Raw genomic sequence first — 24003 nt, forward strand, 5'->3', positions numbered from 1 at the left:
TAACGGAAATCCCGGATAGCCCCTATCCGTACCGAAAGGAAAACACCGCAATGGTGAGCAACATCGCTCTCGCAATGAGCGGAAACATCGCCGTCCTCGGTTACGGCCTTGCTGCGATCGGCCCGGGCATTGGTGTCGGGTTGATCTTCGCGGCGGTCATCAACGGCACGGCGCGGCAGCCGGAGGCCCAGAGCAAGCTGCAGTCGATCGCGTGGATCGGCTTCGGCGTCACCGAGGTGCTCGCGATCATCGGTATCGCGCTCGCCTTCGTCTTCCGCCAGTGACGACCCTTTTCCTCTGACTGACAGGATTCAGACATGACGACGCTGGTGCTACCGCTCGCGGAAGAGCCGCCGAACCCGCTGCTCCCGCACACGGCGGAGATCATCTTCGGCTTCGTGTTCCTGGTCCTGCTGGCCATCGCCTTTGCCAAGGTGGTCGTTCCGCGCTTCGAGAAGGCGTACGCCGATCGGACCGCGGCGATCGAAGGCGGGATGGACGAGGCCAAGCAGGCCCAGGCCGAGGCGAAGGCCGCACTGGAGAAGTACAACGCGCAGCTGGCCGAGGCACGGCAGGAGGCTGCGAAGATCCGCGAGGACGCCCGCGAGCAGGGTGCGGTCATCATCGCGGAGATGCGCGAGCAGGCGAACACCGAGGCCGAGCGGATCGTCACGCACGCGCGGTCGCAGATCGACGCCGAGCGCGCGCAGGCGGTCGCCTCGCTGCGCAGTGAGGTCGGCTCGATGGCCACCACGCTGGCCGGCCGGATCGTCGGCGAGTCGCTCGAGGACGAGGCCCGGCAGCGCCGGACCGTCGAGCGGTTCCTGACCGAGCTGGAGTCCTCGGAGTCCGCTCGTCAGGCTGTCGGAACGGACGGCTGATGCGCGGCGCGTCGAAGGAGTCACTCGCCCGGGCCGAGCAGGCCCTGGCGGGTGCGGCTCCGGCCGAGGGCCTGGGCAGCGAGCTGTTCTCGATCGCGAAGCTGCTGGACGGCAACGGCGCGCTCCGGCGCGCCCTGACCGACCCGGCCCAGCCGGGCGAGGCGAAGGTCGCCCTGGCCGGGCAGCTGTTCGGCGGCAAGATCTCCGCCCGGACACAGGAGATCCTGTCGGTCGCGGTGGACGGTCGCTGGGTCAGCGGCCGCGACCTCGGTGACGCCCTGGACCAGCTCAGCGTCGAGGCCGATGTGGCCTACGCCGACTCCCGTCGCAAGCTGGACGAGGTCGAGGACGAGCTGTTCCGGCTGGACCGGGTGGTCGCGGTCGAGCGCGCCCTGGCCGACAAGCTGGGCGACCGGAGGATTCCGGTCGCGCACCGCCAGGCGCTGATCCACGGACTGCTGCAGGGCAAGGCCGACGCGACCACGCTGCGGCTCGTGGAGCGGGCCGTCGACGGACGCGGCCGGCACTTCGCGGGCTCGATGCGGGCCTACCAGGTCGCCGCGGCGGCCCGGCGGAACGCCAGCATCGCGACCGTCCGGGTCGCCACCGACCTCAGCGAGGCCGAGCGCACCCGGCTTGCCGCGGCGCTCGGCCGCCAGTACGGCCGGGACATCCAGCTGAACGTCATCGTCGACCCGCAGGTGGTCGGTGGCGTCCGGGTGGACATCGGCGACGAAGTCATCGACGGAACCATCGCGGCCAGGCTCGACGACGCGCAACGGCGGATCGCGGGCTGAACGCCCCTTAACGACATACAGCGGCGCTAAGGGTCGGAACGCCTTTAGAGCCACAACAGGCCAGCAAGGGTCAAAGGAAGCAGGAAGCACAATGGCTGAGCTCACGATCAGGCCGGAGGAGATCCGGGACGCCCTGGATCGGTTCGTCACCGACTACCAACCGGCCGACACCACCGCCGAAGAGGTCGGCACCGTGGTCGACGCCGGTGACGGCATCGCGCACGTCGAGGGCCTGCCCTCGGCGAAGACCAACGAGCTGCTCGAGTTCGCGAACGGCGCCCGCGGCATCGCGCTGAACCTCGACGTCCGCACCATCGGGGTCGTCATCCTCGGTGAGTACGACGGCATCGAGGAGGGCCAGCAGGTCCGCCGGACCGGGCAGATCCTGTCCGTGCCGGTCGGTGAGGGCTACCTCGGCCGCGTGGTCGACCCGCTGGGCACGCCGATCGACGGCCTCGGCGAGATCCAGAACATCGAGGGCCAGCGCGCGCTCGAGCTCCAGGCGGCCGGCGTGATGGACCGCCAGGAGGTCCGCCAGCCGCTGCAGACCGGCATCAAGGCCATCGACGGCATGATCCCGATCGGCCGCGGCCAGCGGCAGCTGATCATCGGCGACCGCAAGACCGGCAAGACGGCGATCGCGGTCGACACGATCATCAACCAGAAGGCGAACTGGGACTCCGGCGACCCGGAAAAGCAGGTCCGCTGCATCTACGTCGCGATCGGCCAGAAGGGCTCGACGATCGCCTCCGTGCGCGGCGCTCTCGAAGAGGCCGGCGCGATGGAGTACACCACCATCGTCGCATCCCCGGCGTCCGACCCGGCCGGCTTCAAGTACGTCGCGCCGTACACCGGCTCGGCCATCGGCCAGCACTGGATGTACCAGGGCAAGCACGTCCTGATCGTCTTCGACGACCTGACCAAGCAGGCCGAGGCGTACCGCGCGATGTCGCTGCTGCTGCGCCGCCCGCCGGGCCGCGAGGCGTACCCGGGTGACGTCTTCTACCTGCACAGCCGGCTGCTCGAGCGTTGTGCGAAGCTGTCCGACCGGCTCGGCGCCGGCTCGATGACCGGCCTGCCGATCATCGAGACCAAGGCGAACGACGTCTCGGCGTTCATCCCGACGAACGTCATCTCGATCACCGACGGTCAGATCTTCCTGCAGTCCGACCTGTTCAACGCCAACATCCGGCCGGCCATCGACGTCGGTATCTCGGTCTCCCGGGTTGGTGGCGCCGCGCAGATCAAGGGCATGAAGAACGTCTCCGGTACGCTGAAGATCGACCTGGCGCAGTTCCGCGCAATGGAGGCCTTCGCGATGTTCGCGTCCGACCTGGATGCCACCTCGCGGCGCCAGCTCGACCGCGGTCAGCGCCTGGTGCAGCTGCTCCGTCAGCCGCAGTACTCGCCGTACCCGGTCGAGGACCAGATCGCCTCCATCTGGGCCGGCACCAAGGGGCACTTCGACGACGTCCCGGTGAACGACGTACTCCGCTTCGAGCGGGACTTCCTGGACTACCTGCGCCGCGAGACCAAGGTGCTCGACGCGATCCGTGAGTCCGGACTGTTCGGCGACGACGAGGCGCAGGCCGTGACCGACGCACTGAAGGCGTTCAAGCCGACGTTCCAGACCTCCGAGGGCACGCTGCTCGGCACCGAGGCCGAGGCCGAGGCGATGGACGAAGACGACGTCGAGCAGGAGCAGATCGTCAAGCAGAAGCGGGGCTGACGCGATGCCGGCCAACCTACGAGAGCTTCGCGATCGCAAGGCTTCGGTCTCCACGATCAAGAAGCTCACCCGGGCGATGGAGCTGATCGCGGCGTCCCGGATCGTCAAGGCGCAGCAACGCGCCCAGGCGGCCGGTCCGTACGCGCGTGAGCTCACTCGCGCCGTGTCGGCGGTGGCGACGTTCTCGAACGTCGACCACCCGCTGACCACCGAGAAGGAGAACCCGCGGCGCGCCGCGGTCCTGCTGATCACCTCCGACCGCGGTCAGGCCGGGGCGTACTCGTCCAACGTGATCCGTGAAGGGGAGCGGCTGAACCAGCTGCTCCGCGAGGACGAGAAGGACATCGTCCCGTTCATCAGCGGCCGCAAGGGCATCGCGTACTACACCTTCCGGCAGCGCGAGGTCGCGCAGTCGTGGGCCGGTGACTCCGACAACCCGAGCTTCGCCCGGGCCCGGGAGATCGCCGACGCGCTGATCGAGGCGTTCCTGACCCCGACCGAGGAGGGCGGCGTGGACGAGATCCACATCGTCTTCACCCGGTTCGTGTCGATGCTGACCCAGCGCGCCGACGTCATCCGGCTGCTGCCGCTGGAGGTCGTGGAAGGCGAAGAGGCGCCGGCGGCGGACGAGGTGCTGCCGCTGTACGAGTTCGAGCCGTCCGCCGAGGACGTGCTCGACGGGTTGCTGCCGAAGTACGTCGCCAGCCGGATCCACTTCTGCATGCTGCAGGCGGCGGCCTCCGAGCTGGCCAACCGGCAGCGCGCGATGAAGTCCGCGACCGACAACGCGCAGGACCTGATCGAAAGCCTCACCCGGGACCTGAACCAGGCCCGGCAGGCCCAAATTACCCAGGAAATCAGCGAGATCGTCGGTGGCGCCAGCGCGCTGGCCGACGCGAACGCCGGGAGCGAGTGAGAGAGATGACTGCCACGGTTACCGAGAAGAACAACGAGGCCGCCGCCCCGGGCGTCGGTCGCGTCGCCCGGGTGATCGGCCCGGTCGTCGACGTCGAGTTCGCGGCCGACGCGATGCCCGACATCTACAACGCCCTCCAGGTCGACATCGACCTCGGCGAGAACAGCCAGACGATCACCCTCGAGGTGGCGCTGCACGTCGGCGACAACATCGTCCGGGCGATCTCGATGAAGCCGACCGACGGTCTGGTCCGCGGCGCCGAGGTGCGCGACACCGGTGCGGCGATCTCCGTGCCCGTCGGCGACGTCACCAAGGGCCGGGTCTGGAGCGTCATCGGCAAGTGCCTGAACCAGGACGAGTCCGAGTTCGAGATCACCGAGCGCTGGCCGATCCACCGCAAGGCGCCGGCCTTCGACCAGCTCGAGTCCAAGACCGAGATGCTGGAGACCGGCATCAAGGTGCTCGACCTGCTCACCCCGTACGTCCAGGGCGGCAAGATCGGCCTGTTCGGCGGTGCGGGCGTCGGCAAGACCGTCATGATCCAGGAAATGATCTACCGGATCGCCCACAACTTCGGTGGTACGTCGGTGTTCGCCGGCGTCGGTGAGCGGACCCGTGAGGGCAACGACCTCATCAACGAGATGGAAGAGGCCGGCGTCTTCAAGGACACCGCGCTGGTGTTCGGCCAGATGGACGAGCCGCCGGGCACCCGGCTGCGCGTCGCCCTGTCGGCCCTCACGATGGCGGAATACTTCCGCGACGTGAAGGAGCAGGACGTGCTGCTCTTCATCGACAACATCTTCCGGTTCACGCAGGCCGGTTCCGAGGTCTCCACGCTGCTCGGCCGGATGCCGAGCGCCGTCGGTTACCAGCCGAACCTGGCCGACGAGATGGGCGTACTGCAGGAGCGGATCACGTCGACCCGCGGTCACTCGATCACCTCGATGCAGGCGATCTACGTGCCCGCCGACGACTACACCGACCCGGCGCCGGCCACCACGTTCGCGCACCTGGACGCGACCACCGAGCTGTCGCGTGACATCGCGTCGCGTGGTCTGTACCCGGCCGTCGACCCGCTGACCTCGACGTCGCGGATCCTCGACCCGCAGTACATCGGCCAGGCGCACTACGACGTGGCCGTCCGGGTGAAGCAGATCCTGCAGAAGAACAAGGAACTGCAGGACATCATCGCGATCCTCGGTGTCGACGAGCTCTCCGAAGAGGACAAGATCACCGTCGCCCGCGCGCGCCGGATCGAGCAGTTCCTCTCGCAGAACACGTACATGGCGGAGAAGTTCACCAACGTCCCGGGTTCGACGGTGCCGCTGAAGGACACCATCGAGTCGTTCCAGAAGATCACCGAGGGCGAGTACGACCACGTCGCCGAGCAGGCCTTCTTCAACGTCGGCTCGCTGGACGACGTCGACCGCAAGTGGGCCGAGCTGCAGAAGGAAAACTGAGATGGCCGACAACTCTGCCAAGCACCTCGAGGTCGCGCTGGTCGCGGCCGAGCGGACCGTGTGGCAGGGCCAGGCCAGGATCGTGATCGCCCGTACGACGGACGGTGACGTCGGTATCTTGCCCGGCCACGCGCCGTTGCTGGGCCTGCTGCAGGGCGGCACCGTCCAGGTGCGGACCGTCGACGACGAGTACTTCGTCGCGGCCGCGCCGGACGGCTTCATCTCGGTGGCGAACGACCGGGTCTCGATCCTGGCCGAGAACGCCGAGATGGGTCACGACATCGATCTCGAGGAGGCTCGGCGCGAGCTCGAGCAGGCGCTGGCGGCCGGCCTGGCCGACGCCGACGCCGACGAGGTGCGACTCGCGGAGGCCAGGGTACGGGCCGCCGAGCAGACATCCTGATCCAACTGCCATAATCAAATATCGTCACTGGCAGCATCCAACATTGGGGAAGGTCGGCAAGTATGGGAACAGTCCTCGATGTTGTCGGGGTCTGTTTGCTTGCCGCCGTGCTGTTCATTGTGCTTGTCGCGTTCCGCCGTCGCTGGTTGACCAGAGACGGCGGAACTTTTGATTGCAGCCTGCAGCTCGCCCAGAAGGAGCACGGCCGCGGCTGGGCCCTCGGCCTGGCCCGGTACGTCGGCGACGACCTGCAGTGGTTCCGCGTCTTCAGCCTCGCCTGGTGGCCCAAGCTGGTCGTCAACCGCCGCCGGCTCGAAGGCATCAGCACCCGTCGCCCGATGGGCAACGAGCCGCTGGTCACATACGCCGGGCACGTCATCGTCGACGCCGACCTCCGGGACCGTACCGTCCACTTCGCCATGACCGAAGAAGCCCTCACCGGCGTCCTGGCCTGGATGGAATCCGCACCCCCCAGCACCCAGACCTACCTCTGACCCACCTCGTCACAGCACCGGATATCCGCTCGGCTGGTGGCTTCTCCACTCGCGTACCGGGTGAGAACCCTCAACGCCGATGAATATCCGGCTCTCCTGTCGGATGTGTGGGTGGACCCGATGGTGGGCGGGCGTGGGATTCCGGGACGAACTGGAGGGTCAGAACAAGTAGCGGGGACCGCGGACAGGCCACGACCTGTACGAACCCTCCACTGCCTGTCCCAACCCACCGACGTCGCGCCGACCGACATGTCCTGTCGAACTGCCCACCCCGCCGGCGCCCGCACCCCTCAACGCGAGTGGATATCCGGCTGTTGTGGTGCAGGAGTGGATGGCCACGTGGCGACGGACGTGCGGCAGTCGAGTGGTTTCGTCGAGTCGTGGATCTTGGTCGTGAAATACGGGGCAAACGCAGCCTCGATCCACGACTCGGTGTTCCGGGGGCCAGCCAGACGCTACGACTCGGCGCGACCCCGGCACAGAGGGCAGGACAAGGGTGTCGTGGCTCGCGTGCTGCACCACCGAACCGAGCCCCACCCCAGCCCGCCGCACGGCTCGGAAGCGGAGTGGTCGGCACCCACACATCGGACACAAGAGCCGGATATCCGCTCGGAGTGCTCGAGCGGTGGGGCGAAAAGGGGTGGGTGGTTCGGGGTGGGTGTGTGAGGGTTGTGGCGTGCAGAGTTTCTTTTTTCGACGCGGCTGACTTCCGTCGGCCCGTCGTGTGGCGTTTGCCCTTGGTCGGCGACGCGGGAGTAGCTGGCTGGTTGCTCCCGGGTGCTTACCGGGAGATTCGGCATGCGCGCATGCGTACTTGTGCGGACTGTTGCAGGGCTGGAATGGATGGCGGCCGAGGAGGTTGCCGCCGCGGGACACCGGGTGGTCGAGGTGTCCAAACGGCAGGTGGTGGTCGAGCCTGCGTCGGGGGTCGCGGAGGTTTCGGGGGTTTCGGGGGTATGGCCGCCGCGGGTGGCTGATGATGTGTTCGAGGTGTACGGGGTTGCGCCTGATCCTGGGCGTACGCGTGCTGGGCTGTTTGCCGCGGTACGTGAAGCGGTGGAGCCGGCGGGGCGCGATGAGGCGTTCGCGGTGTCGGCGTCGTTCGTGGGGACGCGGAACTTCAACCGGTACGACGTAGAGGACCTGGTGGGGGAGCGGCTGGGTGGGCGGTACTTCTCGCGGCGGGGTGGGAGCGTACCGCCGGCTGACCGTACTGAGTGGCGGGTTGTGCTGGACGGGAAGACGTTGTGGATTGCGCGACGGCCGTACGCGGTGCCGCTGCATCGGCGAGCGTGGCGGCGGCGGACGGTGCAGGGCAGTCTGCATCCGCCGGTCGCTGCCGCGATGGCGCAGCTCGCAGAGCTTGAGCCTGGGCATGACGTACTGGACCCGTTCTGTGGCGCGGGGACGATCCTGCTGGAAGCCCACCTGTTCGAGCCCGGAGCCCAGTACGTCGGCGTGGACCGGGATCCCGACGCAATAGCAGCAGCCACAGCAAACGCCACCGCTCTACACAACAGGCGTGAGGTGGGGGACGGGCGCGGGGTGGGGGTTCGGTGGTTGGTGGGGGAGGCTGGGCGGGGTGGGGGGATGGTGGATCGGGTGGTTACCAATCCGCCTTGGGGGGTCCGGTTGGGGGTGGGCGATCTGGCTTCGTGGGCGCGGCGTTGGCGGGAACGGTTGCGGCCGGGTGGGTTGTTGGTTGCGATTTTGATGCCGGAGCAGGTGGAGCAGCTTGGTCGGGGGTGGCGGGTGCAGGCGCGGTACGACGTCGCGGTCGCCGGGCAGCATCCGGTCATCGTGGTCGCCCAGCCATCCGCGACAATTGGCTACGGAGAGACTTGAGGAGGAGTGCTGACTTCGCGACCGCGACGGATCGTTGCTGCATTGATCGCCGGTGCGCTGGTGTTCCCGCTGGTGCCGGCGGTCGCGTCGCGGCCGGTGAAGGTGCAGGTGCTGTCCGGCCGGGCGGACGCGGTGACGGGCGGTGACGCGCTGGTCCACGTCGACGTGTCGGACCCGGACGATCGCGTCCGCGTGACGCTGAACGGCGAGGACGTGTCGTCGGAGTTCACCCCCGACGACACCGGCCGTACGGGTCTGGTCAGGAACCTTCGCCTAGGCGCGAACGAGCTGCGCGCCGAGTCCGGGGGACGGCGAGCGACGCTGCAGGTACGCAACCACCCACGCGAGGGCCCGGTCTTCTCAGGTCCGCACGAGCAGCCGTACGTCTGCCAGACCGCGAAGTTCAAGCTCCCGGTGATCGGCGGCACGCTCGGCGCACCGCTGGACGCGAACTGCACGATCAAACCGCGGGTCGACTACTTCTACCGGACGACCGCGCGGAAGTGGGCGAAATGGCCGACCGGTACGCGAAGATACCCGTCCGACCTGGCCAGGACCGACGCCGGCGATCCGTTCATCGTCCGGATGGAGACCGGCAGCGCCGACCGCGCCGTGGTCCAGACCAGCATGCTGCACGACCCGCTGCACGATCCGGCGCCGACCCCGACGCACCGGTCGGCCAGCTGGAACGGCCGCGCGATCTTCACCCTCGGCGGCGGCTGCTCCGGCGGCTGGTACCGCTCCGGTACGACGACCGGCGGCGTCACCGACCCGTTCCTGCTCGGGCGTGGGTACGCGCTGATGTCGTCCTCGCTGAACGTCTACGCGCAGAACTGCAACGACCTGCTCGCGGCCGAGGCGGCGATGATGACCAAGGAGCTGTTCGTCGAGCACTACGGCCGGCCGGAGTTCACGGTCGGCTTCGGGTGCTCGGGCGGCTCGTACCAGGCGCACCAGATCACCGACAACTACCCGGGCATCTTCGACGGCATCATCGTCGGCTGCTCGTTCCCCGACGTCGGCTTCGGTACGGTGTCGTTCCTCAGCGACTCATGGCTGCTGGACTCGTACTTCACCAAGGCTGCGATCGGCTGGACGCAGGAGCAGAAGCGCAAGGTGGCCGGCTTCCGGATCTACGCGACCCTGCCGAGCATGGCGGTCAGTGCGCGCCGGATGGATCCGCGGAAGAGCTGCGGCATGGTCGCCGCGGCGCAGCGCTACGACCCGGTACGGAACCCGCGTGGCGTCCGCTGTGACGTCTTCGACCACGCGGTCAATGCCTACGGCAAGGATCCCGTGACCGGGTTCGCCCGCCGGCCGCTGGACAACGTCGGCGTGCAGTACGGGCTGCGGGCGCTCAAGTCCGGCGCGATCTCGCCCGCACAGTTCCTGGACCTGAACGACCGGATCGGCGGCTTCGACGCGGACGCGAACCTGGTTCCGCTGCGTACGGTCGCGGATCCGCAGGCGGTACGGACGGCGTACCGGACCGGGCGGCTGACCAACGGCGGTGGCGGACTCAAGGACGTACCGATCATCGACTACCGGGCGTACTCCGACGCGCTCGGCTACGGCGACATCCACGTTCGGTACCACACGTTCTCGATGCGCGCCCGGCTGCAGAAGGCGAACGGCACGGCCGCCAACCAGGTGAGCCTGCTCGAGGACACGCGGTACGGCCTGTTCAGTACGGCGAGCCCGCTGCTGCGGCATGCGGTCGACGCGATGGACGAATGGCTGACGCAACTGACGGCGGACGGCACGGCGCGGCCGCGGATGGACAAGATCATGGCCGCGCGGCCGTCGAGCCTCGAGGAAGGGTGTCGCAGCCCGAACGGTTTCATCGCGCAGCCGCTGGACCGGAACCCGGCGTCGCGCTGCGAGAAGCTGTTCCCGTCGGCGTCGTTCCCCCGCGAGGTGGCCGGCGCGGGGATCGCCGCGGACGTGATCAAGTGCGCGCTGCGACCCCCGGCACGATCGGACTACCGGGGGTTCACGGACGCGCAGTGGCGCAAGCTGCTGGCGATCTTCCCCGGCGGGGTGTGTGACTGGTCGAAGCCGGGGATCGGGCAGGAACCGCTCGAAGGGACCTGGCTCAGCTTCCCAGGCTGAAACCGAACGTGTGCTTCTGCGGCTGCAGATCGTGCGGCGGCAGGATCGGCGCTCCACTGGTCGGACTGCCGAGGCCGTGCTGCAGCGCGTCCAGCGTGATCCACACCTGGTCGCTCGCACACAGATCGGCTGGGTGCTCGGCCGAGGCCAACTGGGCTGTGGTCCAGCGTCGAACGGTCAGGGCAACGTGTGGATCGCCTGCCAGACGGAGGGATCCAGCGGCGCCGCACAGTTCGGCCCAGCGGACGTCGCCACGGGCGCCGTTCTCCTGCGGATACAGGTACGGGACCTGGAGTTCGTCGATCGTGCTGGTATAGCGGCCGATGCGCGCCGCGGAGCGCGAGTCCGGGTACGCCTGCCCCGGCCCGAGACCGAACCAGGTCATCGTGTGGAAACCAGCCGGCACTCCGAAGGTCACCCCGAGCCGCGCCCAGGGCACTGTCCACTCGCCCAGCGGCTCCACCTCGACCGCTGCCGTGAGGCGATCGCCGTCGGTCGTCCAGCGGTACGTCGTCAGCACCCGCATGTCCGTGGCAGCGGCGCCCACCATCGTGGTGACGACCAGCTCGTCGTCGCTGGGTTCGATCGCCACGGTGCGGTACCGCAGCCGGTCCAGCCCGGCGTTGGCCCACCGGCTCTTGCGGTCCAGGGTGGTCGCGTCCCACGTACGGGCATCGTGTTGAGTGGGCGCCCGCCACAGCTCGAGCGGCACATGCGTCACGTCCCACCCGTGCAGCCCGATGAGCCGCCCGGTCTGCCCATCGAACCGCCCCGCCCCAACCCGCAGCTCGCCGCCGTCCCGTTTCGTGGGTTCACCTCTCAACTGGCCCGTTACCCCGGTGGTATGCGGGGCAGGAAGGGGCAACGTCGGAGGTTCACCGCTCAAACGCGCCTGGGTGAAGGCGAGTTCGTGGCCGGCGGGGGACCACGGGGTGCCGGTGGTTTGGACTGCGCGGATCGTCAGCCAGCGTTCCCGGTTCTGGGTGGCCGGGAGGTCAGGCAGTTCGACGGTGGCGGATCCGCCGGAGGGTACGACGGGGGCGATGAGGGTGCCGCGGGCAACGACCTCGCCTTCGTCGGCGGCCTCCCAGTGCAGCGCGACGTGCGCCGTGTCGAGGACGTCGTACCGGTTGGTGACGGTGAGTACGTCGCCGGAGATCGTCAGCCGGACGGGCTCGTAGACCCGGCGCACCTCGGCCAGTACAGGCTGAGGCGTCAGGTCGGGGAAGACCAGACCGTCGAGGACGTACGTACCGTCGTGCAGCTCCTCGCCGAAGTCGCCGCCGTACCCGTACGAGCCGTCGGCGCGCAGGATCCCGTGCTCCATCCACTCCCAGAGGAATCCGCCCTGACAACGCTCGTACCGGTCGAACAGCTCCTCGTACTCCGGAAGGCCGCCGGGACCGTTGCCGCCGGCATGCGAATACTCGCAGAGCACGAACGGCATCGCTCGCCGCCGAGCATCCAGCACCGGATCGTCCAACGGCTTCTCCGCACGCTTGCCGATGGCCTCCACCTCGGCGTGCGACGCGTACATCCGGCTGTAGACATCCACGTCCGCGCAGGTGAGGTCGCCCTCGTAGTGCAGCGGCCGGGACGGATCCCGATCCCGTGTCCAGGCGGCCATCGCGGTCAAGTTCGCCCCGACGCCGGCCTCGTTGCCGAGCGACCACATCACCACGCACGCGTGGTTCTTGTCCCGTTCGACGGTTCGCCGCATCCGGTCGATCGACGCGTCCAGGAACCGCGGGTCGTCGGCCGGGTTCTCGCGCCAGTCGATCAGCATGAACCCGTGCGACTCGTAGTCGCACTCGTCCATCACCCAGAACCCGAGCTCGTCGCACAGCTCCAGCAGCCTCGAGTCCGGCGGGTAATGACTGGTCCGGATCGCATTGATGTTGTGCCGCTTCATCACCAGCAGCTCTTCGCGCATCCGCTCGTACGGTACGGCGCGGCCGAACACCGGGTCGTGCTCATGCCGGTTGACCCCGTGGAACAGCACCCGCCTGCCGTTGACCCGCAGCACGCCGTCGACGATCTCCACGGTCCGGAACCCGATCCGCAGCGACACCACCTGATCCGCCAGCTCCACGAACGCGTCGTACAGCCGAGGCACTTCGGCGGACCACGGCTCGACGTCCGGAATCGTGACCGTCTCCCCGCACGGCGCCTCGACGCCGAGCGCAGGGATCCGTACGATCGCGCCCGGTGCCGATTCGACCCGCAGCACCCCGGCACCGTCCGAATAGTCCGCGTGCACGAAGGCGTCCACCGGGCACGCGACGAGCGTGACGTCGCGGAAGATGCCCGGCAGCCACCACATGTCCTGGTCCTCGAGGTACGACCCGGACGACCACTGGTGCACCCGCACCGCCAGCACGTTGCGCCCGGGCCGTAGTACCTCGTCGACCGCGAACTCGGCCGGCAACCGCGACCCGCGCGTCACCCCGAGCTCGACCCCGTTCAGCCAGACCCGCGCACACGAGTCCACCCCGTCGAACCGCAGCACCGTCGGCCCGCTCCAGTCCGGCGGAAGCTCGAACACCAGCCGATGGTCGCCGGTCGGATTCTCGTCCGGCACATACGGCGGATCAACAGGGAACGGATACTTCTGGTTCGTGTACGCCGGATTCCCGTGCCCGTGCATCGGCCAAGAGGAAGGCACCGGCAACCAGTCCCACTCCGAGTCGTCGAAGTCCACCGCCTCGAAGCCGGTCGCAGGCACGGTCGGGGTGAACCGGAAGCGCCACTGCCCGTTCAGACTCAGCCGCGGTGCATCCGACCGTACGGCAGCCCGCGCCGGCAACATCCCGTACCCGGGCCCGGGATCCTCCCAGTACCTCATGCGTCGTCCCGGATCCACACGGTCATGGGGCCGACCTCACGGTTCGCCCAGGCGTAGTAGGGGATCGCGGTCAGCGTCCCGTCGCGGGTCGGTACGTCGACCGTCGTCACGCCGCCTAGCAGATCGGGCTGTTCGCGCTCGATCAGCTCACCCGCGACGACCGCGGTTGTATCGAGGACGGCAGATGCATCCTGCTGCTCGAAGCAGTACACGAGCGGTCCGCGTTCGATCGCGATGCAGCCGCGGACCGAGTCGATCCGCTCATCCGGTGCCGTACGGCGAGCCGTGATCGGCAGCTCCAGTACGACCTCGTCGCCCACCGACCACACGCGGCGCAGCGGCCCTTCGTGCCCGTTGATCGTCAGCCGATGACTGTCCGCCCACGCCGGGATCCGCAACCCGAGCGTCCACGGTGTGTCCGGCGCCGCCGTGATCCGCACCCGTACGGTGCCGTGCCACGGGTACTCGGTCTCCACCTCGAACCCGATCTCACCCACCCGCACGCTGGCCGGCGCGTAGAGCTGGACCTGGACTCCGTCGTCGTCCGCCGTGGCGACCAACTGGTCGAGCGACGACAGCGTGCGCATCACGTTCGGCGGGCAGCACGCGGTACCGAACCACGGCTGCCGTCCACCGACCGCGGAGCGCTGGTCGTCGGCAAGCGCATTGTCGCGCACCTTCAGCGTGTTCACGTAGAAGAAGCGATCGCCCTCGAGCGAGACGCCGGAGATCACCGCGTTGTAGAGCGTCCGCTCGATCAGGTCGGCGTACTTGCTCTCACCGGTTGCCAGCAGCAGCCGCCAGCTCCACTGCACGCTGGCGATCGCGGCACAGGTCTCGCAGTACGCGGTGTCCGGCGGCAGCTCGAACGGGTCGCCGAACGCCTCGCCGTACCAGCGGGAGCCGACACCGCCGGTGAGGTACGTCTGGCTCTCGACCATCGTCGACCAGGTCGCCTGCAGCGCGTCGAGCAGTTCGGCGTCACCGGTCTCGACGGCGACATCGGTTGCGCCCGAGGCGAGGTACAGCGCCCGGACCGCGTGCCCGGCGAGCGTACGGACGTCCCGTACCGGCAGGTGGTCCTGGAAGTACGCCGGCCCGTGGTGACCCGGGGGAGTGAGCCCCCCGTGCCCGCGCGCCTCGACGAAGTACGACGCCAGCTCGAGGTACGCCGCCGTACCGGTCTCGCGGTACAGCTCGACGAGCGCCATCTCGATCAGCGGGTGCCCGTCGACACCCTCCAGCCGGCCGGGCCCGAATGTCTTGCACAAGTGATCCGCGAACCGGCAGGCGACGTCGAGCAGCGTGCGATCCCCGGTCGCCCGCACCTGCGCGACTGCTGCCTGGAACAGGTGTCCGGCGCAGTAGAGCTCATGGCCCTTCTCCAGGTCGCCGTAGCGCTTGCCGTCGAGCGCGAGCCGCGTGTGGGTGTTCAGGTACCCGTCGGTCTCCTGCGCGGACGCGACCAGCGCACTCGCACTCGTCTGCCACTCGGACAGCTCGGCCGACGGCTCACCGGACTGCTCCCAGGCAACCGCCTCCAGCCACTTGTAGACGTCGGTGTCCGCGAACAGCTTGCCCTCGAAAGGGCCGGTGGAGCGGCGGAAGTTGCCGAGCGTTCCGACCTCCTCGAGCCGCTGCGCCGCGGCCGGAATCGTGGTCTCCCGGTTGATCTGCCGGCGGTTCGACCAGAAGCCGCCGCTGAGTTTTGTACTGCCGAGGGGAAGTGGGCGCAAAGGCATGGGGGCAAGGTAACCATCGTCGCGGACGTCAGGGCAAGAGTTCGTGCAAACGATTGCGGCGGCGAAAATCACTGCATGCAAACGATTGCAATTTTCCGGCGTCACGCCCTTGACATCGGCTCGTAACCTCCGTGACCATGAGGGCCGTCGTTCCATTCGGACTTGACTAGATATTCATTGACTGCGCAACTCAGCAGCCGCCCCCTGCCGAAAGCGAGGCATGGACGATGACCGAAACACCCCCTCCCACTGCACCCGGCTGGTCCCGGCGCGGATTCGTCGGTACGACCGCGGCCGCCATCAGCGTCGCGTCGCTCGGCATCACGCCGGCCGCCCAGGCCGTCCCGGCTGCCCAGGCCACCGCGAACGACGACCAACTGCCGGCCTTCCCCGGCGCCGAGGGCGCCGGCAAGTGGTCCAAGGGTGGCCGTGGTGGCTCCGTCTACGAGGTGACCACCCTGGCCGATTCCGGACCCGGATCGCTGCGCGACGCGGTGTCCGGCTCCGACCGGACGATCGTGTTCCGGGTCTCCGGCACGATCCAGCTGGCGTCCGGGCTGAAGATCCTCGGCAGCAACCTGACGATCGCCGGACAGACCGCGCCTGGTGGCGGGATCTGCGTGGCGGGCTACGGCACCAACGTCGCGGGCGGCGCCCACGACATCGTGCTCCGCTACCTGCGCTTCCGGCTCGGTGACGAGAACGAGATCGCGGACGACTCGTTCAACACCAACGTGCCCGGCTCGGTGAGCCCGGAGATCCGGAACCTGATCATCGACCACTGCTCGTTCAGCTGGGCGGTCGACGAGTGCCTCTCGCCGTACGGCAACTTCGACGTCACCATCCAGTGGTGCATCGTCTCCGAGGGTCTGGCGCTGTCCGCGCACCCGAAGAACCGGCACGGGTACGGCGGGATCTGGGGCGGCGAGCGGAACACGTACCACCACAACCTGATCGCGCACGAGGGTGGCCGGCAGCCGCGGTTCGGCTACACCGAGGGCATCGAGCTCGAGGTCGACCACTACAACAACGTGGTGTACGACCACGGCTACACGTCGGTGTACGGCGGCGAGTGGGCCAACGGCATCAACATCATGAACAACTTCTACAAGCCGGGCCCGACCACGCTGGATGAGGTCGCACCGGTGATCGTGAGCGCGAACCGCGGCGGCCAGTGGTACATCGCCGGCAACCAGGTCGACGGCCACCCGGACGTCACCGCGCACAACCGCAAGGGCATCCGCTACCCGATCGGCGGCATCGTCGAGCTGTCGCAGCCGCAGCCGATCCCGGGCCGCGGCGAGATCCAGGCGGCGAACAAGGCGTACGAGGCCGTGCTGGCGAACGCCGGCGCCATCCTGCCGAAGCGGGACGCGGCCGACGCCCGGGTGATCGCGGAGGTCCGCAACGGCACCGGCCGGCTGATCAACTCGCAGAAGGAGGTCGGCGGCTACCCGGAGCTGGTGCAGACCGAGGCGCCGGTCGACTCCGACCACGACGGCATCCCGGACTGGTGGGAGAAGGCCAACGGCCTCGACCCGAACGACCCGTCGGACGCGCAGAAGATCGCTCCGAACGGCTACACCTACCTGGAGAACTACCTGAACTCGCTGGTTCCGGAGCAGGTCGGCAATCCGACCGTACGGATCACCAGCCCGGCGTACGACCAGACTATCCCGGGGCGCACCGCGCCGACCGTGACGATCAAGGCGGACGCCGCGGCGGCGAAGGGCGGCCAGCTCGCCAAGGTGGAGTTCTTCGTCGGTGACCAGATCGTTGGTACGGCCGACAAGGCGCCGTACCAGGTGCAGTGGAAGAACGTTGCCGACGGCTCCTACTGGCTGACCGCGCGGGCGACCGACAAGAACGGCACGGCAACGCAGTCGAGCTCGACGCAGGTGCACGTCAACCGGCAGACCGGGACTGCGAACTGGACGTCGGCGTCGGTCGGCAAGCCGCCGCTGCCGGGCTCCGGCAACCTGGAGAACGGCATCCTGACGATCAAGGGGTCGGGCCGGATCTACGGGCGGACGAGCAACTTCCACTACGTCTACCGCAAGCTCCAGGTCGGTGGGGCGGGCGCGGTCTCGCAGGTCACCGCGCGGCTGGACAAGATCAGCAAGATCGCGAACGGGCTGACCGCGGGCCTGATGATCCGCGACTCCCTGGACCCGGCGGCGCCGTTCATGTACGGCGGTCTCGGGTTCGGCGTCGCGGGCGGCTACGGCACCGTGAACGACAACGCGAGCGCCGCGCCGACGGCCACCGACGACGGCGGCATGAAGGCGCAGGCGATCCGGATCCAGACCGACGGCACGGTGCCGAGCGTCGGCCCGTGGCCCTGGGACGACAGCTACCTGGACCCGACGAAGGTGTATTGGCTGCGGCTGCTCCGGCGTGAGCGCCCGCAGTACCGGGACGTCGAGTTCGAGGCGTTCATCTCCACGGATCAGGTCAAGTGGGACCGCTTCGGCTACGAGAAGCTCGTGATGCCGAGCCGGACCTTCTACATCGGTTTCGCCATCGACGGCGGCCGGGTCGACAACGACCTGGTCGACTACGGGACGGCGCAGTTCAGCAACATCACGCTCGAGCAGCAGTGAGGTAAATCGCCATGTCGCAAATGTCTGAACGCATGATCAACCGGCGCCGGCTGCTGCAGGGCGGTCTCGGACTGCTGACAGTCGCCACGGTCGGAGGATGCGGGTTCTTCGACACCAAGCCGGCCGGCTCCGGAGCGCAGGCCGCCACGGCCGGCGAGAAGGAGTCGCCGATGCTGAAAGCCCTGGTGGACAAGGGATCCCTGCCCGCGCTCGCGGACCGGCTCCCGAAGAACCCGGTGGTGATCAAGCCGCTCGAGGGCAAGACGCAGTACGGAGGGACCTGGCGGTCGGCGATGCTGACCCAGGAGGACACCCAGTGGCTGTGGTACGCGATGAACTACGAGCCGCTGGTGCGCTGGAAGCCGGACAAGACCGGCAAGCCCGGGTACGACGAGATGGAGTCGAACACGGCCGAGTTCACGGTCGATGCCGACAGCAAGGTGTTCACGTTCAAGCTCCGCGAGGGCCTGAAGTGGTCCGACGGCAAGCCCTGCACCGCCGACGACATGGTGTTCACGATCCTCGAGGTGCAGTGTGACGAGGGTCTGCACCCGGACGGCATCTACGACGCGTTCCTGTCGCCGGACACCAACAAGATCGCGAAGGTCGAGAAGGTCGACGACCGTACGGTGACGATCACCTACACCGCGCCGCAGCCGTCGCTGCTCGGGCAGGTCGCGGACGGCATCTTCCTGCGTGAGGGCGCGTACGGGATGCTGCTGCCGAAGCACTACTTCCAGCAGTTCCACCTGAAGTACAACAAGAACGCGAACGCGCTGGCGAAGAAGGCCGGAGTCGGCAGCTGGGTGGACCTGTTCGCGCAGAAGCAGAACCCGTGGACCAACCCGGAGCAGCCGACCCTCGCGGCCTGGAAGGTGCAGACCCCGCTCGGCAAGGGCTCCGCGGTCACGCTGACCCGGAACCCGTACTACTGGAAGGTCGACGACGCCGGCCGGCAGTTGCCGTACATCGACAACTGCCGCGTCGAGGTCGTCCAGGACGCGCAGGTCGAGCTGCTGAAGGTGATGAACGGCGAGTTCGGCATGCAGTACCGGAACTTCGGCACGCCGCAGAACAAGCCGGTCGTCGCGCAGAACCGGCAGAAGGGCAACTACAAGCTCATCGAGGTGCCCACCCAACTGACCAACACGATGGTCCTCGGCCTCAACCTGACGCACAAGGACCCGGTCAAGCGGGCGCTGTTCGCGAACAAGGAGTTCCGCGCCGGGCTGTCGCACGCGATAAACCGCAAAGAGGTCATCGACGCGGTGTACGCCGGACAGGGCGAGCCCTGGCAGGGCGCCCCGCCGAAGGACTCGCCGTACTACAACGAGCAGCTCGCGACCCAGTTCCTGGAGTTCGATGCCGCCAAGGCGAACCAGCACCTGGACGCCGCGGGCCTGACGAAGAAGTCGGCGGACGGCAAGCGGCTCGGCGCGGACGGCAAGCCGGTCTCGGTCGCCGTACTGATCAGCGAGTCGTTCCCGGACCACGTCGAGGCGGTCGAGTTCCTGAAGAAGCGCTGGGCCGCGGTCGGCATCGAGCTGCGGGCGCAGCCGGTCAGTGAGGACCTCTACAAGGAACGGGTCAAGGGCAACGACCACGACGCCGGCACCTGGACCTGCGGCACCTTCGTGCTGCCGACCGGTACCGGTGGTGACCACTACTGGGTGCCGACCAACGACGGCAGTGCACGCTACGGGATCGCCTGGGCGCAGTGGTACCAGTCGAAGGGCGAGAAGGGCACCAAGCCGCCGGCGGAGGTGCAGAAGCAGATGGAGCTGTTCACCCAGGCACGGCAGGAGCCGGACCCGGGCAAGACGCTGGAGCTCGGCAAGCAGATCCTGCAGATCGCGGCCGACCAGTTCTACTACATCGGCATCAGCTCGGTCCCGAACACCTACGGTGTGGTGAAGAACGACTTCCACAACGTGCCCACGACGATGAGCGAGTCGGTGGCCCCGGGCATCGTGCACCCCGAGCAGTTCTCGATGGAGCAGTAGCCGATGCTGCGCTTCGTCGGCCGGCGGACGGTCTGGATGCTGCTCACGCTGGTGGCGATCTCGTTCGTCACCTTCGTGGTCATCAAGCTGCCGCCGGGCGACTACACGACCACCGTGATCGCGAACGCGGAGGCCCAGGGCCGGGACATCCCGGACTCGCAGATCGCCGAGCTGAAGCGGCACTACGGCCTGGACAAGCCGTTCATGGTGCAGTACCTGACCTGGATCGGGGGCGTCGTCCTGCACGGCGACCTCGGCCAGTCGTTCGCCTGGAACCAATCGGTCTCCAGTCTGATCGGCAGCCGGGTCCTGCTCTCGATCGTGCTGTCACTGGCCAGCCTGCTGTTCGTCTGGGCGATCGCGTTCCCGATCGGCATCTACAGCGCGCTGCGGCAGTACTCCTCCGGCGACTACATCGCGTCGTTCCTGGGCTTCATCGGGATGGCCGTGCCGGAGTTCATGCTCGCGCTGGTGATGATGTACGTCGGGTTCCGGTACTTCGGGCAGAGCGTCGGCGGTTTGTTCTCACCGCAGTACGCCGACGCGGCCTGGAACCTGGGCAAGCTGCTCGACCTGCTCTCGCACCTGTGGATCCCGATCGTGGTGGTCGGCGTCGCGGGCACGGCCGGCCTGATCCGGATCACCCGGGCCAACCTGCTCGACGAGTTGCACAAGCCGTACGTCGCGACCGCGCGGGCGAAGGGTCTGCCGGAGTGGAAGCTGCTGCTCAAGTACCCGGTCCGGATGTCGCTCAGCCCGTTCTTCAGCACGGTCGGCTGGCTGCTGCCGGGCCTGATCAGCGGCGAGACCATCGTCTCGGTCGTGATGAGCCTGCCGACCAGCGGCCCGCTGCTGCTCGGCGCGGTGAAGAGCCAGGACATGTACCTGGTCGGCAGCTTCGTGCTGATCCTCAGCACGCTGACGGTGATCGGCACGATGCTCAGCGACCTCGCACTGGCCTGGTGGGATCCGCGGATCCGCACCCGGTTCCAGAAGGGATAGATCCGTATGGCCCAGCAGACCGAGGAGATCTCCCCGGAGCTCGAGCAGACTCCGCAGGAACAGGAGGTGGTGAAGAGCCTTCGCGACCACGGCGCGCTGCCGCAGTGGCGGCTGATGTGGCGGCAGTTCCGCCGGCACCGGCTGGCGCTGATCGGGCTGATCGTACTGATCCCGATCTACTTCATCGCGATCTTCGCCGGCTTCTTCGCACCGTCGAGCGCCGACACCGCACACACGTCGCTGCCGTACGCCCCGCCACAGCGGGTGCACATCGACAGCGAGCACGGGATGTTCGTGTACGGGTACTCGTCGACGCGCAACACCGAGACGTTCGAGCAGACCTTCACCGTCGACCGGTCGAAGATCGTCGACGTCGGGTGGTTCGTGCACGGCGACGAGTACTCGATCCTGGGTCCGATCAAGTCCGACATCCACCTGATCGGCCCGACCACGGCCGGCGAGCCGTTCTTCCTGGTCGGCGCCGACCAGTCCGGCCGCGACCTTCTGTCCCGGCTGATCCACGGCGCCCGGGTGTCGCTGTCGATCGGCCTGGTCGGGGTGTTCGCGAGCTTCCTGCTCGGCATGCTGATCGGCGGCATCTCCGGCTACCTGGGTGGCACCGTCGACAACATCATCCAGCGGATCATCGAGTTCATCATGTCGATCCCGACGCTGCCGTTGTGGATGGCGTTGTCGGCTGCGCTGCCCGGTGGCTGGGGACCTTTGACCAGGTACTTCGCGATCACGGTGATCCTGTCGCTGATCGGCTGGACCGGGCTGGCCCGGGACGTCCGCGGGCGGTTCCTCAGCCTGCGCGAGGAGGACTTCGTGATGGCCGCCCGCCTGGACGGGGTCGGCCGGACCGGGATCATCTTCGGCCACATGGTGCCGTCGTTCGCCAGCCACATCATCGCGTCGGTGTCGATGGCGGTGCCGCGGATGATCCTCGGCGAGACCAGCCTGTCGTTCCTCGGCCTCGGCCTGCAGCCCCCCGCGGTCAGCTGGGGTGTGCTGCTCGAGGGCGCGCAGAACGTCCGTGCGGTCGCCACCGCGCCGTGGCTGCTGACCCCGGGGCTCGCGGTCGTGGTCGTCGTACTCGCCATGAACTTCGTCGGAGACGGTCTCCGCGACGCTGCCGACCCGTACAAGTGAGGACCTGACATGCAACCTCTTCTGGAAGTGCGCGAGCTCAGGACCCACTTCGAGCTCGGCGACGGCGTCGTGAAGGCCGTCGACGGTGTCAGCCTGACGGTCCAGCGCGGCCGGACGCTGGCCGTGGTCGGCGAGTCCGGGTGTGGCAAGAGCGTCACCGCCCGGTCGATCCTGCGGCTGGTCGAGAAGCCGGCCCGGATCGTCGGCGGCGAGGTGCTGCTGTACGACGACGGTACTGACAAGGACCCGCTCGACCTGCTCGCGGCGAAGGACAAGCGGCTGCGGCAGGTGCGCTGGGCCGACATCGCGATGGTGTTCCAGGAGCCGATGGCGTCGCTTAGCCTGGTGCACACGATCGGCGACCAGATCATCGAGGCGGTCCGGCTGCACGAGAACCTCGGCAAGCAGGCCGCCCGGGAGCGCGCGATCGAGATGCTCGACCGGGTCGGTATCCCGGACCCGAAGCGCCGCGTCGACTCGTACCCGTTCCAGCTCAGCGGTGGCATGCGGCAACGCGCGATGATCGCGATGGCGCTGTCCTGCCGGCCGCGGCTGCTGATCGCGGACGAGCCGACGACGGCGCTGGACGTCACGACGCAGGCGCAGATCCTGGACCTGCTGCAGGACCTCCAGCAGGAGCTGGGGATGGCGATCATGCTGATCACCCACGACCTCGGCGTTGCGGCGCAGGTCGCCGACGAGGTTGCGGTGATGTACCTCGGCGAGGTCGTCGAGCAGGGCCCGGCGTCCGCCGTGCTGAGCAAGCCCAAACACCCTTATACGCAAGCACTTGTGCGTTCGGTGCCGCGGCTGGGCCAGAACACCCAGGACCGCCTGGTCGCGGTTCGGGGGACTGTGCCGCCCCCGTACGAACGGCCGTCGGGCTGCCGGTTCCACCCGCGCTGCGACGCGTTCATGGCCGGCAAGTGCGACACGACCGTGCCGCCCCGGGTGCGCAGCGACGAGATCGACGTGGCCTGCCTGCTGTACGGCGAGGAGAAGTGATGAACCTGCTCGAGACGAAAGACCTGACGATGCACTTCCCGCTCAGCGGGGGGCTGCTCGGGCGCAACCACGGCTACGTCAAGGCCGTCGACGGGGTCGACCTGTCGATCCGGGCCGGCCGGACGCTCGGGCTCGTCGGGGAGTCGGGCTGCGGCAAGACGACGCTCGGCCGCTGCATCGTCCGCGCGTACGAGCCGACGTCGGGCAGCATCATGTTCGACGGCGTCGACCTGGCGTCGCTGAGCGAGAAGCAGCTGAAGCCGTACCGGGCGCAGGTCCGGCTGATCTTCCAGGACCCGCACTCCTCGCTCGACCCGCGCAAGACGCTGCGCGACATCATCGCCGAGCCGCTGAAGGTCCAGGGCGCCGGTTCGCGCGACGAGATCGACGACAAGGTCGCCGCGCTGCTGCGCCGCGTCGGGCTGCGGGCCGAGTACGCGCACCGTTACCCGCACGCGTTCAGCGGCGGTGAGCGGCAGCGCGTCGTGATTGCCCGGGCGCTCGCGACCGAGCCGCGGCTGGTGGTCGCGGACGAGGCGGTCAGCGCGCTCGACGTGTCGGTCCGGGCCCAGATCCTGAACCTGCTGAAGGACCTGCAGGAGGAGTCCGGTCTCACCTATCTGTTCGTCTCCCACGACCTCGGCATCATCGAGCACGTCGCCGACGACGTCGCGGTGATGTACGTCGGCAAGCTCGTCGAGAGCGCGTCGACCGAAGAGCTCTACAGCAAACCCCTGCACCCGTACACCGAGGCGCTGCTCAGCGCCGTACCGGATCCCGATCCCGCGTCGCGCGGTCAGCGAGAGCGGATCAAGCTGCGCGGCGAGATCGCGGATCCCTCGAAGGTGCCGGCCGGCTGCCCGTTCCATCCGCGGTGCGGGTACGCCGAGGACCGGTGTGCGACCGAAGTGCCACAGCTGCGCGAGATCAGGGGCCGCAAGGTGGCCTGTCATTTCGCCGAACAGCTGGATCTGAAGGGTGTCCTCACGGCCACCACCGCCCCGTAAGAGAGGT

At 68.2% G+C, this 24003-nt stretch carries 18 protein-coding genes; 16 read left to right on the top strand and 2 right to left on the bottom strand.

The features are described from left to right. The first annotated feature begins 74 nt into the window (after positions 1 to 74). The 10 genes from atpE to ACGFI6_RS25890 all read left to right on the top strand — a co-directional run bounded on the left by atpE (position 75) and on the right by ACGFI6_RS25890 (position 10637). Positions 75 to 284: an ATP synthase F0 subunit C gene (atpE, locus tag ACGFI6_RS25845; RefSeq protein ID WP_393122758.1), complete on the top strand. Its 210-nt coding sequence runs from the start codon at positions 75 to 77 to the stop codon at positions 282 to 284. Positions 285 to 317: 33 nt separating this feature from the next. Beyond that, positions 318 to 881, top strand: coding sequence for a F0F1 ATP synthase subunit B (locus ACGFI6_RS25850; protein ID WP_393122760.1), 564 nt, complete (start codon positions 318 to 320; stop codon positions 879 to 881). Then, complete coding sequence (locus ACGFI6_RS25855; protein WP_393122762.1) at positions 881 to 1678, top strand: F0F1 ATP synthase subunit delta; 798 nt, start codon at positions 881 to 883, stop codon at positions 1676 to 1678. The genes ACGFI6_RS25850 and ACGFI6_RS25855 overlap by 1 nt, the downstream gene beginning before the upstream one ends. A gap of 91 nt (positions 1679 to 1769) precedes the next feature. Next, positions 1770 to 3407, top strand: coding sequence for a F0F1 ATP synthase subunit alpha (gene atpA, locus ACGFI6_RS25860; RefSeq protein ID WP_393122764.1), 1638 nt, complete (start codon positions 1770 to 1772; stop codon positions 3405 to 3407). Between the two features lie 4 nt (positions 3408 to 3411). Further along, positions 3412 to 4323, top strand: coding sequence for a F0F1 ATP synthase subunit gamma (locus ACGFI6_RS25865; RefSeq protein ID WP_393122766.1), 912 nt, complete (start codon positions 3412 to 3414; stop codon positions 4321 to 4323). 5 nt (positions 4324 to 4328) lie between these two features. Then, positions 4329 to 5783: a F0F1 ATP synthase subunit beta gene (gene atpD / locus ACGFI6_RS25870; RefSeq protein ID WP_393122768.1), complete on the top strand. Its 1455-nt coding sequence runs from the start codon at positions 4329 to 4331 to the stop codon at positions 5781 to 5783. A 1-nt stretch (position 5784) separates the two neighbouring features. Then, complete coding sequence (locus tag ACGFI6_RS25875) at positions 5785 to 6186, top strand: F0F1 ATP synthase subunit epsilon (RefSeq protein WP_393122770.1); 402 nt, start codon at positions 5785 to 5787, stop codon at positions 6184 to 6186. 62 nt (positions 6187 to 6248) lie between these two features. Beyond that, complete coding sequence (locus ACGFI6_RS25880; RefSeq protein ID WP_393122772.1) at positions 6249 to 6680, top strand: DUF2550 domain-containing protein; 432 nt, start codon at positions 6249 to 6251, stop codon at positions 6678 to 6680. 969 nt (positions 6681 to 7649) lie between these two features. Next, positions 7650 to 8525 carry a TRM11 family SAM-dependent methyltransferase gene (locus tag ACGFI6_RS25885; protein ID WP_393122774.1) on the top strand — a complete coding sequence of 292 codons (876 nt, stop codon included), beginning with the start codon at positions 7650 to 7652 and terminating at the stop codon, positions 8523 to 8525. 6 nt (positions 8526 to 8531) lie between these two features. Continuing rightward, positions 8532 to 10637, top strand: a complete 2106-nt coding sequence (locus ACGFI6_RS25890) for a DUF6351 family protein (RefSeq protein ID WP_393122776.1) — start codon at positions 8532 to 8534, stop codon at positions 10635 to 10637. On the opposite strand, the gene ACGFI6_RS25895 is transcribed toward ACGFI6_RS25890, so the two are convergent. Both ACGFI6_RS25895 and ACGFI6_RS25900 read right to left on the bottom strand, forming a co-directional pair. Further along, complete coding sequence (locus tag ACGFI6_RS25895) at positions 10621 to 13482, bottom strand: glycoside hydrolase family 2 TIM barrel-domain containing protein (protein ID WP_393122778.1); 2862 nt, start codon at positions 13480 to 13482, stop codon at positions 10621 to 10623. The two genes, ACGFI6_RS25890 and ACGFI6_RS25895, sit on opposite strands and share 17 nt — an antisense overlap. Continuing rightward, on the bottom strand, positions 13479 to 15224 hold the full coding sequence (locus tag ACGFI6_RS25900; protein ID WP_393122780.1) for a glycoside hydrolase family 127 protein: 1746 nt from the start codon (positions 15222 to 15224) through the stop codon (positions 13479 to 13481). Before ACGFI6_RS25900 ends, ACGFI6_RS25895 begins: the two co-directional genes overlap by 4 nt. Positions 15225 to 15451: 227 nt before the next feature. On the opposite strand from ACGFI6_RS25900, the gene ACGFI6_RS25905 reads away from it, so the two are divergent. Genes ACGFI6_RS25905 through ACGFI6_RS25930 form a run of 6 tightly spaced genes read left to right on the top strand, consistent with a single transcriptional unit; the run spans position 15452 to position 23996 of the window. Next, complete coding sequence (locus ACGFI6_RS25905; RefSeq protein ID WP_393122782.1) at positions 15452 to 17827, top strand: Ig-like domain-containing protein; 2376 nt, start codon at positions 15452 to 15454, stop codon at positions 17825 to 17827. A gap of 20 nt (positions 17828 to 17847) precedes the next feature. Beyond that, positions 17848 to 19830: an ABC transporter substrate-binding protein gene (locus ACGFI6_RS25910; RefSeq protein WP_393122784.1), complete on the top strand. Its 1983-nt coding sequence runs from the start codon at positions 17848 to 17850 to the stop codon at positions 19828 to 19830. A gap of 3 nt (positions 19831 to 19833) precedes the next feature. Then, positions 19834 to 20832: an ABC transporter permease gene (locus tag ACGFI6_RS25915; RefSeq protein ID WP_393122786.1), complete on the top strand. Its 999-nt coding sequence runs from the start codon at positions 19834 to 19836 to the stop codon at positions 20830 to 20832. Positions 20833 to 20838: 6 nt separating this feature from the next. Beyond that, positions 20839 to 21984 carry an ABC transporter permease gene (locus ACGFI6_RS25920; RefSeq protein WP_393122788.1) on the top strand — a complete coding sequence of 382 codons (1146 nt, stop codon included), beginning with the start codon at positions 20839 to 20841 and terminating at the stop codon, positions 21982 to 21984. A 9-nt stretch (positions 21985 to 21993) separates the two neighbouring features. Beyond that, positions 21994 to 22989 carry an ABC transporter ATP-binding protein gene (locus ACGFI6_RS25925; protein WP_393122790.1) on the top strand — a complete coding sequence of 332 codons (996 nt, stop codon included), beginning with the start codon at positions 21994 to 21996 and terminating at the stop codon, positions 22987 to 22989. Further along, on the top strand, positions 22989 to 23996 hold the full coding sequence (locus ACGFI6_RS25930) for an ABC transporter ATP-binding protein (RefSeq protein ID WP_393122792.1): 1008 nt from the start codon (positions 22989 to 22991) through the stop codon (positions 23994 to 23996). Before ACGFI6_RS25925 ends, ACGFI6_RS25930 begins: the two co-directional genes overlap by 1 nt. Positions 23997 to 24003: the final 7 nt, after the last annotated feature.

The sequence above is a fragment of the Kribbella sp. NPDC048928 genome (assembly GCF_043197975.1).
Lineage (GTDB): Bacteria > Actinomycetota > Actinomycetes > Propionibacteriales > Kribbellaceae > Kribbella.